General features: G+C 67.6%; 16 protein-coding genes. 9 read left to right on the forward strand and 7 right to left on the reverse strand.

Annotation, left to right across the window (positions count from 1 at the left end; translation table 11 throughout):
• Positions 1 to 61 precede the first annotated feature (61 nt).
• On the reverse strand, positions 62 to 901 hold the full coding sequence (locus ACZ1I2_RS03990) for a LytTR family DNA-binding domain-containing protein (protein WP_465175060.1): 840 nt from the start codon (positions 899 to 901) through the stop codon (positions 62 to 64).
• 53 nt (positions 902 to 954) lie between these two features.
• Here ACZ1I2_RS03990 and ACZ1I2_RS03995 point away from each other — a divergent pair, with 53 nt between their 5' ends.
• The 3 genes from ACZ1I2_RS03995 to ACZ1I2_RS04005 all read left to right on the forward strand — a co-directional run bounded on the left by ACZ1I2_RS03995 (position 955) and on the right by ACZ1I2_RS04005 (position 2,997).
• A complete protein-coding gene (locus tag ACZ1I2_RS03995; protein ID WP_465170928.1) occupies positions 955 to 1,542 on the forward strand; it encodes a DUF1579 domain-containing protein in 588 nt (195 codons plus the stop codon).
• 151 nt (positions 1,543 to 1,693) lie between these two features.
• Complete coding sequence (locus tag ACZ1I2_RS04000) at positions 1,694 to 2,275, forward strand: sigma-70 family RNA polymerase sigma factor (RefSeq protein WP_465170927.1); 582 nt, start codon at positions 1,694 to 1,696, stop codon at positions 2,273 to 2,275.
• Positions 2,272 to 2,997: an anti-sigma factor gene (locus ACZ1I2_RS04005; protein WP_465170926.1), complete on the forward strand. Its 726-nt coding sequence runs from the start codon at positions 2,272 to 2,274 to the stop codon at positions 2,995 to 2,997. Before ACZ1I2_RS04000 ends, ACZ1I2_RS04005 begins: the two co-directional genes overlap by 4 nt.
• A 273-nt stretch (positions 2,998 to 3,270) precedes the next feature.
• On the opposite strand, the gene ACZ1I2_RS04010 is transcribed toward ACZ1I2_RS04005, so the two are convergent.
• Positions 3,271 to 3,609 (reverse strand): hypothetical protein, encoded by a 339-nt coding sequence (locus ACZ1I2_RS04010; protein ID WP_465170925.1) that lies wholly within the window; start codon positions 3,607 to 3,609, stop codon positions 3,271 to 3,273.
• Positions 3,610 to 3,848: 239 nt separating this feature from the next.
• Here ACZ1I2_RS04010 and ACZ1I2_RS04015 point away from each other — a divergent pair, with 239 nt between their 5' ends.
• Positions 3,849 to 5,084 (forward strand): BtaA family protein, encoded by a 1,236-nt coding sequence (locus tag ACZ1I2_RS04015; RefSeq protein ID WP_465170924.1) that lies wholly within the window; start codon positions 3,849 to 3,851, stop codon positions 5,082 to 5,084.
• Between the two features lie 26 nt (positions 5,085 to 5,110).
• A complete protein-coding gene (locus ACZ1I2_RS04020) occupies positions 5,111 to 5,734 on the forward strand; it encodes a class I SAM-dependent methyltransferase (RefSeq protein ID WP_465181579.1) in 624 nt (207 codons plus the stop codon).
• A 174-nt stretch (positions 5,735 to 5,908) separates the two neighbouring features.
• Here ACZ1I2_RS04020 and ACZ1I2_RS04025 read toward each other — a convergent pair whose 3' ends face one another.
• The 5 genes from ACZ1I2_RS04025 to ACZ1I2_RS04045 all read right to left on the reverse strand — a co-directional run bounded on the left by ACZ1I2_RS04025 (position 5,909) and on the right by ACZ1I2_RS04045 (position 11,551).
• Positions 5,909 to 7,072: a phenylacetate--CoA ligase family protein gene (locus ACZ1I2_RS04025; RefSeq protein WP_465170922.1), complete on the reverse strand. Its 1,164-nt coding sequence runs from the start codon at positions 7,070 to 7,072 to the stop codon at positions 5,909 to 5,911.
• Entirely contained in the window at positions 7,069 to 7,974 is a 906-nt protein-coding gene (locus tag ACZ1I2_RS04030; protein ID WP_465170921.1) for a glycosyltransferase family 2 protein, read from the reverse strand. The genes ACZ1I2_RS04025 and ACZ1I2_RS04030 overlap by 4 nt, the downstream gene beginning before the upstream one ends.
• Positions 7,971 to 9,218: a hypothetical protein gene (locus ACZ1I2_RS04035; protein ID WP_465175059.1), complete on the reverse strand. Its 1,248-nt coding sequence runs from the start codon at positions 9,216 to 9,218 to the stop codon at positions 7,971 to 7,973. Before ACZ1I2_RS04035 ends, ACZ1I2_RS04030 begins: the two co-directional genes overlap by 4 nt.
• Entirely contained in the window at positions 9,215 to 9,997 is a 783-nt protein-coding gene (locus ACZ1I2_RS04040; protein WP_465181580.1) for a hypothetical protein, read from the reverse strand. Before ACZ1I2_RS04040 ends, ACZ1I2_RS04035 begins: the two co-directional genes overlap by 4 nt.
• Before the next feature lie 291 nt (positions 9,998 to 10,288).
• Positions 10,289 to 11,551, reverse strand: coding sequence for a dicarboxylate/amino acid:cation symporter (locus ACZ1I2_RS04045; protein ID WP_465175057.1), 1,263 nt, complete (start codon positions 11,549 to 11,551; stop codon positions 10,289 to 10,291).
• 76 nt (positions 11,552 to 11,627) lie between these two features.
• On the opposite strand from ACZ1I2_RS04045, the gene glmM reads away from it, so the two are divergent.
• From glmM to ACZ1I2_RS04065, 4 genes are all read left to right on the forward strand, one after another.
• Entirely contained in the window at positions 11,628 to 12,968 is a 1,341-nt protein-coding gene (gene glmM / locus ACZ1I2_RS04050; protein ID WP_465175056.1) for a phosphoglucosamine mutase, read from the forward strand.
• 122 nt (positions 12,969 to 13,090) lie between these two features.
• Complete coding sequence (locus ACZ1I2_RS04055; protein WP_465170916.1) at positions 13,091 to 13,321, forward strand: DUF1272 domain-containing protein; 231 nt, start codon at positions 13,091 to 13,093, stop codon at positions 13,319 to 13,321.
• Positions 13,318 to 14,448 (forward strand): bifunctional hydroxymethylpyrimidine kinase/phosphomethylpyrimidine kinase, encoded by a 1,131-nt coding sequence (thiD, locus tag ACZ1I2_RS04060; RefSeq protein WP_465170915.1) that lies wholly within the window; start codon positions 13,318 to 13,320, stop codon positions 14,446 to 14,448. The genes ACZ1I2_RS04055 and thiD overlap by 4 nt, the downstream gene beginning before the upstream one ends.
• Positions 14,433 to 15,047 carry a ribonuclease HII gene (locus ACZ1I2_RS04065; protein ID WP_465175055.1) on the forward strand — a complete coding sequence of 205 codons (615 nt, stop codon included), beginning with the start codon at positions 14,433 to 14,435 and terminating at the stop codon, positions 15,045 to 15,047. Before thiD ends, ACZ1I2_RS04065 begins: the two co-directional genes overlap by 16 nt.
• The last annotated feature ends 111 nt before the right edge of the window (positions 15,048 to 15,158 follow it).

Here is a 15,158-nt window from a genome sequence, read left to right on the forward strand (position 1 = left end):
AAAGCGGATGCGGCGGCCTTTACGCAAAGCGCGCGGCGAACGCTACCCGCTAGCCGATGCTTTATCGCCGGACACGCAGCCAGGCCCGGTCGCGGGCCGTGGCGGCGAAGCTGGCGCTGACCGGAATCTCGGCGCCATCGGCGAGCAGCAACACCCAGCGCCGCCCGTCGCGCCGCGCGCCCGCGATGCCGTTTGCCGCGACCCAGGCACCGCGATGCACCTGCGCGCCGTCATAATCCGCGACTTCGGCCAGCGCGTCGCCGAAGCGGTGCAGGACAAGCAGGCTGCGGCCGCCCGCAAGGTGCAAACGGCAATAATGATCCTCCGCCTCGATCGCATGGAGCGCTGAAGGATCGGTTAGCCCGGCGCGATCGAGCAACCCGTCGGGCATCACGGCCGACGGGGTGGCGACCAGAGGGGCGGGGGGCGGATTCATTCGCCGACTGATCCCGGCGATGAGCAGGACGAGGAAGATCGCCCCGCTGATCGCCAGCGCCTCGGACCAGGTGCGCGCGGGATCGGCGGCATAGTCTACGCCGAACAGGCGCAGCGCCAGCGAGATTTCGATCGGCAGCGGCAGGTTGAGGATGATCGTGCCGATCGCGGCGGCGCGGGACCAGTCGGCGGTGCGGTGGACCAGCAGGGCGAACCAGAGCTGCCATTTCAGCACATTCCAGCCGAGCAGCACTGCCCAGAAGGCGATGCGGGTGCCGAGCGGCATCTCACCGGTGCCGAACGCGCCGACCACGACCATCAGGATGCCTCCCGCCAGGCCGGCAATGGGCAGAACCGGGAAACCCGGCAGGGCCATGGCGCGATTCGCGAAGTTTCGGGCGTGCTTCGCGAAGCCGGCGTTGCGGGGCGCGGTCGGCAGACGGAAAGCGGGGCGGGCGCTCGGCATGGCGCAAGGCTGCCATCCCGGCCGGGCCTACGCAATCGAAGAAGGAGCATGGCGTGACGAGACAATTCTGGATGCGCGCCGCGGCGCTGGTGCTGGCGGCAACCCCTCTCACCGGCGCGGCGGCGCAGGCGGTCGATCCGGCCACGATCGAGGCGCAACGCGCCGCGATCGCCAGACTGAGCTGGATGGACGGCACCTGGCGCGGCCCCGCCGTAACGCAGGGCCCTGGTGGCGAGCACCGGGTGACCCAGACCGAGCGGATCGGCAATTTCCTGGGCGGCACGATCAAGGTGATCGAGGGCAAGGGTTTCAATCCCGACGGCTCGATAGGCTTCAACGCGTTCGCGGTGATCTCCTATGATCCGGCGACCAGCGCCTATACCTTCCGCTCCTATGCGCAGGGACGCGCCGGGACCTTCTCGATCGTGCCGGCGGCCGGTGAGGGTGTGCGGGGTTATGTCTGGGAAATCCCGGCAGGCCCGGCGACGATCAAATATACCGCCACGCTGGAGAACGGGAAATGGCATGAGGTGGGCGACCGAATCATGCCAGGCCAGCCGCCGCAGCGCTTCTTCGACATGCAGCTGACCCGGGTGGGCAACACCGACTGGCCGGTCGCCGGCGGCATGACCGAGAAATAACGACTGGCGGGTATGCGCGGGATTGCCGTGCATACCCGCCGGGGCTGGAGCACGTCGACCAAGGTCGAAGTGCTCCCGTTTTTTTTGGTTGTCGCGTTTTCCGAGCCGCGGGCTGTTCCAGCCAGCTCGAAAACGCTCTAGCGTCCCGATCGTGACGGATTCGCCCCAAGCCGCCCTGCAACAGGCCAGTGACGCGCGCCTGAAACTGGTCGAGGCGCTGGTCCGGACGGGGCATGAGGACCGTGCGGCCTTTCGCGATCTCTATGCGCTCACCTCCGCGAAGCTTTTCGGCATCTGCTACCGTATCTGCGGCGAAAGGCAGGCGGCAGAAGATGTGTTGCACGACGTGTATCTGACGATCTGGAAGCGGGCGGGCGCCTATGAGCCGCACCGCGCGAGCCCGATCACGTGGCTTGCGACGATCGCGCGCAACCGGGCGATCGACTGGCGTCGTGCGCAGGGCGTGCGGCGAGCGACTCCGATCGAGGATGCGCCGCCGATCCTCGACGAGGCGCCGCTTGTCAGCGACACGCTGGTCGCCGACGAAGAAGCGCACCGCCTTCACGGCTGCCTCGAAGCGCTTGAGGATCGCCAGCGCGGCGCGATCCGCACCGCCTTTTTCGACGGCGTCACCTATGCCGAACTGGCCGAGCGCGAATCCGTGCCGCTGGGCACGATGAAGAGCTGGGTCCGCCGCGGCCTCGCCAAGCTCCGGGAATGCCTCGAGCGATGAGCGACGATATCGATCTGGATACGCCGGACGTGGAGGCGGCCGAGCTGGCACTGGGCATCCTCGACGGCGAGGAACGCGCTGTCGCGCTGCGCCGCGTGCTCGCCGAGCCCGGCTTCGCGCAGCAGGTCGAGCGGTGGCGCCACTATCTCGCGCCATTATTCGATCTCTGGCCGGCGATGACGGCGCCCGCCGGCGTGCTCGAGCGAGTCGAATGGACGATCGACGGCCCTGCGGCGATGGACGTGCCGACGCCGCCCAATCGCCGCTTCTTCTGGCCGGCGGCGGCTGGCATTTCGAGCGTCGCGGCGGCGGCGCTGCTGCTGTTCATCGTGCTGCGGCCGATCGACTACACGCCGCGCCCGGCACCGACTCAAGCCGCCGTGCCCGCGACCATGCTCGTCGCCTCGATTGCGCCGGTCGAAAAGGGTGCGCCGGTGACGGCGGTCTATGATCCGGCGAGCGGTGCGCTGCGGCTGACCGCCGCCGCCCTGGCCGATGCGCGCCGCAGTGCGGAGTTATGGGTGATCGGCGGCGACGGCGTGCCGCATTCGCTCGGCCTGTTGCGCCCGAGCGGCGCATCGAGCCTTGCGGTCGACCAGGCCAACCGCGCGCGCCTGGCGGCGGGCGCGACGCTTGCCGTCTCGCTCGAACCGGTGGGCGGCTCGCCGACCGGGCTGCCGACCGGCCCGGTCGTCGCGACGGGCGCGCTTTCGCCAGTCTGAGTTCCGGCCCGCGGAAATAAATTTTCGCCGTCGTGCGTCCGACCGGACTCGACGGGCGTATTAGCTCCGTCTTTCCTTCCCAAGCGAAAGGCGAGTAACCCGGGCGCCGCCATTCCCCCTCCTTTGCGGCGCCATGCGTACGGACCTGCCGGCCCCCCTTTCGCCGGCAGGTCCATTACGGTGCGGGCACGAACGTGGCCGATGGCGGCTTCCCCGAAATCAATCGTTCACGGGCAATGCGGGCCGGTAGCGGAGAGTTGGTTTCAGGCGCGGTCAGCGTTGCTTCTTGGCCGTGGTCGCGGTGAAATCCGGGTCCTTCTTCGCGACCCAATCGACGAATTTGCGCACATTGGGGTTGGCCAGCAGAGCGTCCACATCCATCCCGTGGCGCTGCAGTTCGGCATTGGTGAAATTGGCGATCAGCGTCTGCTGGCAAATCGGGTGCATCGGCACGACGTCACGCCCGCCCCGGCTCTTGGGCACGGGATGGTGCCAGACGATGGTCTTGCCGGTCGGCCTGCCGCAGAGCCAGCAGACTACGACTTCCGCCGGAGCTTCCTCCTCGCGGTGCAGGTCTCCATAGGGATCTTTTCTGGAATGCCTGCGGGTCATGCGTCGATCTGAATGCCTGAAGATGCGCTGCTCGCCTATAGCGATGCGGTTGGCAAGCTATCTGATCGGGACGCCTGAACCTCAACCGCCGGCAAAAGGCGCGAGAGCCCGCCGCTCCGCCACCCCTACCCATCCCGACACTCTATCATTTTAGTCGCGGGGCCGTCATGGAAGCGTCATCGGATTGTCCTAGCGGGGCGTGGGCCCCGCTTGCCACAGGTCCGCGAGGAGAGTTTGTCATGGCTGTCGCCGATCGATCGCCCGCCGCTTCCAAGAACAAGGCCGTGCGCGCCGCCGTGCACCGGCACGATCATCTGTCCAAGCAGGGCCTGCTCGAACGCGCCTTCACTTTCGCCTTTCGCGGCCTTGTCTATGCGCAGATCTGGGAAGACCCGGCGGTCGATATGGAGGCGCTGGCGATCACGCCCGACAGCCATGTCGTCACCATCGCGTCGGGCGGCTGCAACGTGCTCTCCTATCTCACCGCCAATCCGCGGGCGATCACCGCGGTCGATCTCAACACCGCGCATATCGCGCTCAACAAGCTGAAGCTCGCCGCCGCCCGGCAGTTGCCGGATTACGAGGCATTCCATCGCTTCTTCGGCAACGCCAACAGCCGCGCCAACATCCAGGCCTATCGCACGCATGTGCGCCCGCATCTCGACGAGACTACGCGGCGCTATTGGGAGGGGCGCGACATGATTGGCCGCCGCCGCATCGGCGGCTTCGCCCGCGGCGTGTACAAGCGCGGGCTGCTCGGCAATTTCATCAGCGCCGCCCATATCCTGGCGCGGCTGAACGGGCTCAACCCGAAGGTGCTGCTCAAGGCCAACTCGATCGAGGAGCAGCGCGAGATCTTCGACCGCGAATTCGCGCCGATGTTCGACAAGGCCTTTATCCGCTGGCTGACCGACCAGCCGGCCTCGCTGTTTGGCCTGGGCATCCCGCCCGCGCAGTACGAAGCGCTGGCCGGCGACGAGAAGATGGCGACCGTGCTGCGCGAGCGGCTCGAAAAGCTCGCCTGCGATTTCGACCTGAAGGACAATTATTTCGCCTGGCAGGCGTTCAACCGCGGCTATGGCGATGGCCCGTCGGCGCCGCTGCCGCCCTATCTGCAGCGCGAGCATTATGAAGAGATCGTCGAGCGCGTCGACCGGATCGAGGTGCGCCACGTCAACTTCACCGATTATCTGCGCAGCCGCGAGGACGCGTCGCTCGATCGGTATATCCTGCTCGACGCGCAGGACTGGATGACCGACGAGCAGCTGACCGACCTGTGGACCGAGATCACGCGGACCGCCAAGCCCGGCGCGCGCGTGCTGTTCCGCACCGCCGGCACGGCGACGATCCTGCCCGGGCGCGTGCCCGATGACGTGCTGGTCCGCTGGGATTACCGCGCCGAGGAGTCGCTGGACTATACGAAGCGCGACCGCTCCTCGATCTATGGCGGCGTGCACCTGTACGTGCTGGGCTGAGCATGGATGCAGGCCATGCGGGGCACATGGATGCGATCTACCGGACGCAGCGCCATTTCTACGACCTGACCCGCAAATATTATCTGCTCGGCCGCGACCAGCTGATCCGCGAGCTCGCCCCGCCGCCGGGCGGCAGCGTGATCGAGATCGGCTGCGGCACCGGGCGCAACCTGATCGTCGCGGCAAGGGCGTGGCCGAACGCGCGTTTCTACGGGATCGATATTTCCGAGGCGATGCTGGAGACCGCGCGCGGGAATGTCGCGAAGGCCGGGCTGGCCGACCGTATCGTCTTCGCGCAGGGCGACGCGACCGCGTTCGACGCGCAGGCGCTGTTCGGCGTCGCGCAGTTCGACCGGGTGTTCCAGAGCTATACCCTGTCGATGATCCCGGACTGGCTCGGCGCGATCCGCGAAGGCGCGGCCAAGCTGGCGCCGGGCGGGCGGCTCGACATCGTCGATTTCGGCCAGCAGGAGGGCCTGCCCCGGGCGTTCCACCGGCTGTTGCTCGCATGGCTCGCCCGGTTCGACGTTTCGCCGCGCGCGACCCTGCGCGGTGCGGTGGAGGAAATTGCCACCGCGCAAGGTCTCCACGCCGACTTCCGCCCGCTCTATCGCGGCTATGCCTGGACGGCGCGGCTGAGCCGGGCCTAGCGCAAAAACTGGGTGTCTGGAATTACCTCTCCCGTTCCGCCCCGGACTTGACCCGGGGGTTGCCGAGCCCTGTCATTCTTTCCCCGGGAAGAAAGAGCGGCCCTTCGACAAGCTCAGGGCGAACGGAAGGGAGGATAACGCGACCTGGAAAGCTCTCCAGCGCGGTCCCGACGATCAGCGCCGGAAATCCACGATCGCCGGTGTCTTGGTCGTTGCCGGATCCTGGTACAGCCCGGCACGCGGCACGCGGCTGACCTCGCAGGCGCCGGCGGCGCAGTTCAGCACCCGCGCCATTTGTGCGGCGATCGCCTCGGTCGCGCAGGCACCCGCCTCGTCGACCACCAGCAATTGCAGCGTGTCGCGGCCTCGCGCGTCGAACCGCAACTGCAGCTGGAAGCCGTCGGCCGCGCTGACCAGCGGCGCGATCAGGTCCAGGTCGAAGGTCATCTCGGCGAACTGGAAGGATCGGCTGTCGCGCCCGCGCAGCTCGAGGAAGCGCTCGCCGTCGCGTTCGACCAGCCGGCCGACATCGCCGACGCGGTAGCGGAACACCGGAAAGCGAGTCCGAAAGCCGTTGGTGACGGCGAGCGGGCCGAAGCCGTCTTCGTCCGGCGCCAGAATTTCCACCACCAGACCCGGCAGGATCCGGAACAGGCCGGGATGGCGGCTGGCGTCGCACCATGCCCAGATGCCGGTCTCCGCCCCGCCATAGAGCGACCAGATCTGTTCCGTGCCGAAGGTCGCGCGCAACAGTGCGAGGGTCGTGTCGCGCAGCGGCTCGCCAGCATAGAGAAGCTGCGGAATCGGCAGCGTCTCGCCTGCATCGGTCAGGAAATGCGCGAACAGGATGAGCTTCGACGGCGTGCCGAGCAGATGCGTCGGCCGGAAACGCCGCGCGATCGACAGCATGTCCTCGTACCGCGCATGCGCGCTCATCGGCAGGGTCGTCGCGTCGCAGCGTTCGAGCAGGTCGTCGAGGATCGCGGCGGTACGGTACAGGTCCGAATAGCCGAAGATGTTGAGCGCGACCGTCCTGGCGTCGAACACGCCGTGCGTCGTCAGGCATGCCGACAGCGCCTGTCGCTGGGCGAGATTCTCGGCGATGTCGACCGGGAAGATCAGCGGCCGCTGCGTGCTGCCGCCGGAGCGCACCAGATAGACGCCGCGCGGCTCGTCGCCCGGCGCGAAGTCGCTCAGTTGCTCCAGCAGCACCTTCTTGTCGGTGGCGGGGGCGTCGCGCCAGTCGGATAAGCCGCTGAAATGCGCGCGGTAGAAGCCATGCTCGCGTGCGCGGCGGAAACAATCGCGCATCAGCGTCGCGTCGTCGGGCGGGGTCATGCTGCGCTCATGTTCATCTGCAGCAGCAGATCCTCGTGATGCACGAGGAACAGCGCCTTCTGGTCGTCGGGCAGGGTCGACAGGGCATGGGCCAGCCAGCGATCGGCCAGCATGCGCGCGACCGCGCGGTCATGCGGGTCGCCGCTGTCCCGGTACCGGTGCACGATCGGCGGCACCTCGAGCGTGCGCCAGTCACGATGCGCGCGGTGCGACAGGCTATCGCCGGAAATGCGGAACCGGATCAGCGGCGCGGCGAACAGCCCGACCCGGCCGCCGCCCGCCACGATCGACCGGGCGACGCGGTACCACAGGTCGATCCCTTCGTTCAGCCGCGCCGCCGGATGATAACGATGCGCCCCAATCGCGTCGCGGCGCACGACCACATTGCTCGCCCGGCCCATGAGGAAATCGGGATTCGCGGCGGCGCGCAGCGGATCGGCGAGCAGCAGGACGTCGCCCGCCAGCGGGGTGAGCTCCCCGGCCAGGGCATTTATTTCCGGAAACACTTCGCCCGGCGGATCGCTCGCATAGCCGAGCACCATCATCGCCAGCGCATGGTCGCGCATCGCCTCGCGCATCCGGCGCAGCGCATCGGGGCGCAGGGCGTCGTCCGCATCGAGGCAGAGGATCAGGTCGGTGTCGGCACGGTCGAGGCCGGTGTTGCGCGCCGCGCCGGGCCCGCCGTTGCGCGGGCGCCGGACCAGCGCCACCCGTGCCGGGCGCAGCGCGTCGGCATGATCGGCGAGCGCCTGTTCCGCGGCTTCGGTGCTGCCGTCGGTGCTAGCGTCGTCGACCAGGATCAGTTGGTCGGGCGGCATGTCCTGCTGCGCCAGCGACGCGATCGCCTCGCCGATAAAGGCGCGCTTGTCGAACAGCGGAATGATGACGGACAGCGTCGTCACGGCGCGATCAGCGGGACATAGATGTGGCCGCGCCGGCCATGGACGTTGATGATCTTCTCGTCGGATCCGCGAAACACGCCGGCGCCATAGCTGGTGTCGTCGCGGCACAATTGCATGCCGACCAGGTGAATCGGTGCGGCCTCGCCGGGCGCGGCGAATGCCCGTTGCGGAAGATAGAGCTGGTACATGTCCTCCGCCCATCCGGCCCGCAGCCGCGCGCGCCACGCCGCCTCGCCGCATTCACTCCGCACCAGCGCGTCGATGCCGCGGCCGCCGCTGCTGCGCTTTGCGATCATGTCCTCGTCGCGCGCGAGCAGCGCGTCGCAGCCGGCCTGGTCGGCGATCGTCCATGACGGGATCAGGAAGGATCGGAGCGCCGCATTGTCCTCCGCGGTCAGCAGGTCGCGCATGATCGCGTCGTTCCACAGCACAGCCAGCGTGCGCTTGTCATGGACCAGGATCAGGGTGCGGACATCGTTGAAATAGGCGCCGCTGTCGATCAGGTGCCGCAGCGCCTCCGGCGGGATCAGCGGCACTTCGCTGCGATCCATTTCCAGGATGCAGTGATCGGCTGGGGCGCCGGCGGCGAGGAGGCGGCCGTCCTGCACGGCCAGCATGGCAGGATGCGCCTGGACGAACGCGATGCCGCGATCGCGCAGCGCCTGGGCGAGCAGGAAGATCTCGGTGCCCGCCTCGCGCGCATGCACCATCGCGACGGTCTCGCCCGGGCGATAGGCGGCGCACAGATCGTCGAGGAACCGGCCCTGCCCGGCCTGCACCGCAAGCCCGGCGCGCGCGACGTGCAGCGCATAGCTTTCGCCGGCGCGCAGGCTGAGCATCCAGCCGTTGAGCGGATAACGCGCGCCGATCTCGCAAAGACGTGGGCCGCCTGCCAGGTCGTAGACGAAATCGGGGCGATAGAAGCCGGTCCGGTACGGCCGCCCATGCGCCAGGCGCAGGATCGCCTCGAGCGCTTCCGGCAGGGCATAGACCGTGCGAATGCGGGGATCGTCGGCATAATGCGTCACGATCGCGCGCAGCGCGCGGTCGAGCAGCTGGTTCAGGTCGCGCAGCCGCTCGAGATAGGCAGCGGTGCAGATCACCGGCGCGGAGGCGAGTTGCGCGACCGCCACCACCGGCGGGTCGCCGAGCGCCGCGGCGAGCGCCGGCCGCGGATCGGGGGTGAAGTCGCAGTCCGCAATCCACAGCATCGGCGCGTCCGCGTCGCGCGCGGCGATGGTCAATGCACGGGCTCGAGTTCGGCCATGGCCTCCCGGCAGACATGATCGAGCACGGCCGCCTTCTTCTCGAGATAGGTGCCGACGATCTCGTCGAGCGAATAGTCGCTGATATCGGCGTCCATCGCGTCGCCATAATGCCGGATCGCATCGAGCGCGTGGAAGAAATGATTCCGTTCGGTCGGCCCGCAATGCACGCTGATCCAGTCGAGCGTCCGGCGGCATTCGGATGATGGGACGCCATAATCCTCGCGTAGCCAGCGCGTGAACAGCGGGAGGATGAACTCGACCTCGCCATGCGTGTAGATCTCGTGGGCGAGCGTGGTCAGCAGCGACACGAGCAGGTCGGGGCTGCGCAGCGCCGCCTGGTCCTTCCACGCCTTGAAGTCGATCGCGGAAGGATGAAGATAGCGCCGCAACAACCATTTGTCGTCGCCGACGATGTCCGTCGCCATCCTGTAGTACATTTCCGAATGCAGGACCTTGTGGGTGACCGCCAGATCTTCGTCGATGATCCGGTCAAGGCTGGTCATCGCGCGCAGCAGCGCCCTCGTGTCGGGAACGTCCTTGTTACGGTGCAGGAGCAGGGTGAGACGGTTGCCGATCCCCGCCGTCGTCATCGCGCTGTTATTGGTCTGCGCCCAGCTCTGGAAGAAATGGCGCAGCGTTTCCGGGTCTTGCCGCCGTGCGGTCAGGGACCGGAACGCCGTCTCGATCCTGGCGAAATGATGTCTGTGGCGCGAAAATGATCCGATCAATTCATTCTTCAGATGCGAGTCCGGCATAGGCGCCAGGACAGGCATGATGATGTCGTGAAGAGAGATCAAGTTCAGCGACCTTTTGACGATCTTTTAAGATTTGCACGCTACACTTGCCCGTAATCTCACGATCCGGGTCTAATCGCCGGATTGAGTGCCCGGACGGTGTTCGCCCGTCAAGCGGGCCGGACAGCATTTGCCGGCGTTTTGGTTCTATTTCCCCGTCATCTCGATTCAACCGTCCGGAGCGCCTCGACTAGGCGCGTCGCCCGGTCAGGCGCAGGCACGCGCGGTCCCGGCACATACCCTATTCCCCGACTATTCCCGGAGCAGTGCGTCGCCCTCCGTCTCCGGGACGCCGCCGGTGCGCGCCGAGACCGTCACCGTCGTCGCCAGGTCCATCGTCACATTGCCGAGCGTGCGGAAGATGTCGGGGATGGTCTCGACCGCGACCAGCAGACCGAGCGGGGCGACCGGCACGCCCATCGCGATGCAGATCGGCGCGATCGAGGTCACGAAGCTGATCTGCCCCGGCAGGCTGACCGCGCCCATGGTGGTGATCGCAGCGACCGCCACGCCGGCCGCGAGCTGCGCCGGCCCGAGCGGCACGCCGAACCAGTAAGCGACATAGATCGCGACCGCGAGGTTCATCGGCGGGCCGGTCACCCGGAAGATGGCGACCGCGAGCGGCAGCACCACGCCCGACGTCGCGACGGGTACGCCCAGCCCCTCGGCGCCGCGCAGCATCGCGGGCAGCGAGGCAAGCGAGGATTGCGTGCTGATCGCCACTGCCTGGGCCGGGCCGGTCGCGCGGGCAAAGCGGGCAAGGCCGATCCGCCCGCCGATCGCGCCGATCGGGTAAGCCGTCATCCACACCAGGATGCCGATCCCCGAGACGATCACGACATAATGAAGCAGCGCGCCGAACGCCGCCGTGCCGGCCTTCGCGCCGACGACATAGGCCAAAGCGAGCACGCCGATCGGGGCGAGCCATAGGATCCAGCCGATGATGATCAGCATCACGTCCGCGACTGCCTGGAAGAATTTCGTCAGCAGCTCGCGCGGCTCGACCGGCAGGCGGGTAAGCGCGAAGGCGAACACCATGGTGAAGACGATCAGCGGCAGGAAGGCATTGGTGGCGGCGGCGGTGACGGGATTGGTCGGCACGATCGAAACGATGAAATCGGCAAAGGGCGGTACCGCGCCGACCGGCGCCGTCGTGCCGAGCGCAGCCCGCAGCGCTGTTGCTGCCTCGGTCGGCAGCGGAAACCAGCCCAGCAGCAACGGGGTGGCGATCGCGGCGAAGGTGGAGAAGAACCACAACAGCCCGATGAACAGGCCGAGCGCGCGGCCGGCGACCTGCCCGGCACGCGCCGCCGCGGCGGTCGCCGCGACGCCGGTGATGAGCAGCGACACGACCAGCGGCACGATCGTCATCTGCAGCGCATTGAGCCAGGCAGTGCCGATCGGCTGCGCGACGATCAGGCCGCTTTCGGCCGAGCCCGGCGACCAGGTCGCGAGACCGATGCCGATGGCCAGCCCCAGAACCAGGGCCAGGAGAATGCGGGTTGCTTGCGACATGCTCGCCCTTCGACTTATCCGGCGCTATCACGCCGCTTCACTGAATTGGGCTGCATAGCTGAACGGACGCGCTGACATGGCAAGAAAATATTTCGGCACCGATGGGATTCGCGGGGCCACCAATCTTTCCCCGATGACGGCGGCGATGGCGATGAAGGTCGGCATGGCGGCCGGCGCGCATTTCGTGCGCGGCGAGCACAAGCATCGCGTGGTGATCGGCAAGGACACCCGGCTGTCGGGGTATATGCTGGAGAACGCGATGGTCGCGGGCTTCACCAGCGTGGGCATGGACGTGGTGCTGGTCGGCCCGATGCCGACGCCCGCGGTCGCGATGCTCACTCAGTCGATGCGTGCCGATCTGGGCGTGATGATCTCGGCCAGCCACAATCCCTATGCCGATAACGGCATCAAGCTGTTCGGGCCGGACGGCTACAAGCTGTCCGACGCCGACGAGCTCGCGATCGAGGCGCTGATCGACGGCGAGGTGCCGCTGGCGGCCTCGCCCGATATCGGCCGGGCGCGCCGCGTCGAGGATGCGCGCGGGCGCTACATCCATTTCGCCAAATCGACCTTTCCCGGGCAGCTCCGGCTCGACGGGCTGAAGATCGTGGTCGATTGCGCCAATGGCGCCGCCTATCAGGTCGCGCCCGCCGCGCTGTGGGAACTGGGCGCCGAGGTGATCGCGATCGGCACCTCACCCAATGGCAAGAACATCAATGACGGGGTCGGCTCGACCGCGCCGCAGGTGCTGTGCGAGACGGTGGTGGCTTCCGGCGCGGCGATCGGCATCGCGCTCGACGGCGATGCCGACCGGCTGATCGTCGTCGACGAGCAGGGCCATGTCGTCGACGGCGACCAGCTGATGGCGACGATCGCTAGCGGCTGGGCGCGGCGCGGGCAGTTGGCCAATGGCGGGCTGGTCGCGACGGTGATGTCGAACCTGGGGCTGGAACGGCATCTCGCGACTCAGGGCATCAAGCTGATCCGGACCAAGGTCGGCGATCGCTATGTGCTCGAGGCGATGCGTGCCCAGGGCTATAATGTCGGCGGCGAACAGTCCGGTCACATCATCCTGTCCGATTACGCCACCACCGGCGACGGGCTGGTCGCGGCGTTGCAGATCCTCGCCGAGCTGGTCGAGACCGGCCTGCCCGCCAGCGAGCTGCTCCATCGTTTCGAGCCGCTGCCGCAACTGCTCAAGAATGTGCGCTTCAAGGGCGGCAAGCCGCTCGAAGCGGAAGCCGTGAAGGCCGTGATCGCCGAGGCCGAGGCCGAACTCGAGGGCAAGGGCCGGCTGGTGATCCGCCCCTCCGGCACCGAGCCGGTAATCCGGGTGATGGCCGAGGGCGACGACCCCGACCAGGTCCAGCGCGTGGTCGACCGGATCTGCGACGCGGTACGCGTGGCGGCTGCGTAGCAAATTTCCCTCCCGCTTGCGGGAGGGGTTAGGGGAGGGCATGTCGCGGCGGCACCTGTAAGGACAGGCCCTCCCCCGACCCCTCCCGCAAGCGGGAGGGGAGAAGAAGACGGAACTGACCCATGCTTGAAATGCGCCCCGATTGCGAACGCTGCGGCACTGACCTCCCCGCCGACGAGGCGGGCGCGTTCATCTGCTCGTTCGAATGCACTTTCTGCGCCCCCTGCGCCGAGGCAATGGACGATCGCTGCCCCAATTGCGGCGGCGAGCTGATGGACCGGCCGGCGCGGGTGGACGATGCGCTGCTGCGCTATCCGGCGTCGACCGAGCGGAAGTTCAAGGGGCGCGCGTGACCCCGCGCATCCTCATCATCGCCGGCTCCGATTCCGGCGGCGGCGCGGGTATCCAGGCCGATATAAAGACCGTCACCATGCTCGGCGGCCACGCGATGACCGCGATCACGGCGATCACCGCACAGAATACCCTCGGCGTGCAGGGCGTGCATCCGATCCCGACCGACATGGTCATCGCCCAGATCGATTCGGTCGTCTCCGACATCGGCGTCGATGCAGTGAAGATCGGCATGATCGGCTCGGCCGAAACCGCCAATGCCGTGGCGGATCGGCTGGAAGCGATGCCGATCGTACCGGTGGTGTTCGATCCGGTCATGGTCGCGACGAGCGGTGCCACTTTGGCGGATGACGCCACGATCGCCGCCTTCGCGCGGCTGATGCGCGTTGCCTGGGTGACTACGCCCAACCTGCCCGAGCTGGACGCGCTGGGAGGCGAGGGTGGGGTTCACGCCAACGCCGCGGCGTTGCTGGTGAAAGGCGGACATGCAGATGCCGCCGAGGTGGTTGACCGGCTGCTATTCGCCGATGGCGGCGAGATTCGCTGGGCCGATCCGCGTATCGAGACGCGGCACAGCCATGGCACAGGCTGTACCTTGGCAAGCGCCATCGCGACCGGCCTTGGGCGCGGCCTGACCCTGGCGGATTCGATTGCCAGGGCGCGGTTGTTCGTGCGGCTGGCGTTGCGCGAGGCGCCCGGCTTCGGCGGCGGCCACGGACCGATGGGCCACCAGGCGGTGCGGCTCGACAGCGATCTCGGCGGGGCGATGCTCAACCAGGTCACCCTGCCGCTCGCCGATTACGACGCGAGCGCTGCCTTTTACCGGCTGCTCGGCCTGCGCCAGATCGTCGAATCAGCGCCACGTTATGCCCGGTTCGAAAGCGCGGGCGGCGCCACGCTGTCGATCGAGACGCCCGACGAGATCGCGGGCAAGCCGGTGCTGTTCCTGGAATGCGGCGATCTGGACGCTTTGGTCCTCCGCCTGCGCGAGGGCGGCATCGCCGTATCCGATCCCGTCCTGGAGCGTTGGGGCTGGCGCGAGGCGCGACTCGCCGACCCCGCGGGCAATGCGATCTGCCTCTATCAGGCTGGCGAGAATCGGCGTTTTCCGCCATGGCGCTTGCCGTGACACGCCCTTCGCTCAAGCATGAAAAGCTCTGCCTCGCGCCGGTCGCCGGCGTCGACGAGGCCGGGCGCGGGCCGCTTGCCGGGCCGGTGGTCGCAGCGGCGGTAATCCTGCCGGCCAGGGGCGTCCCGCGCGGCATCGACGATTCGAAGAAGCTCAGCGCAGCCGAGCGCCAGCGGCTGCACGACCGGCTGCGCGACTGCGCGACAGTCGGTGTCGGTATCGTCGAGGCCGACGAGATCGACCGGCTCAATATCTATTGGGCGACGATGAAGGCGATGACCTTGGCGGTCGAGGCGCTCGGCCTGTTGCCGGCGCATGTGCTGGTCGACGGCAACCGTCTGCCGCGCTGGACGCATCAGGCGACCGCGATCGTGTCGGGCGATGCGATCTCGCTGTCGATCGCCGCGGCGTCGATCATCGCCAAGCATACCCGCGACACGATCATGATCACCCATGCCGAATCGCACCCGCATTATGGATGGCATTCGAACAAGGGCTATGCCTGCCGCGCGCACCTCGATGCCCTGCGCGCGCATGGCCCGTCGCCCCTGCACCGGCGCAGCTTCGCGCCGGTCGCCCAGGCCTGGCTCGATTTCTAGGCCAAATCTTGGTTCGTGAGTCTTTTTGGCCACACACCATGGATTGAGTCCCTGTGGATAACTCGACTCAACATCTGGGCAGCTTCCTAAAATGTTCCGGTTTGTTAAGAA

The organism is Sphingomonas sp. BL-S-29 (assembly GCF_055521495.1).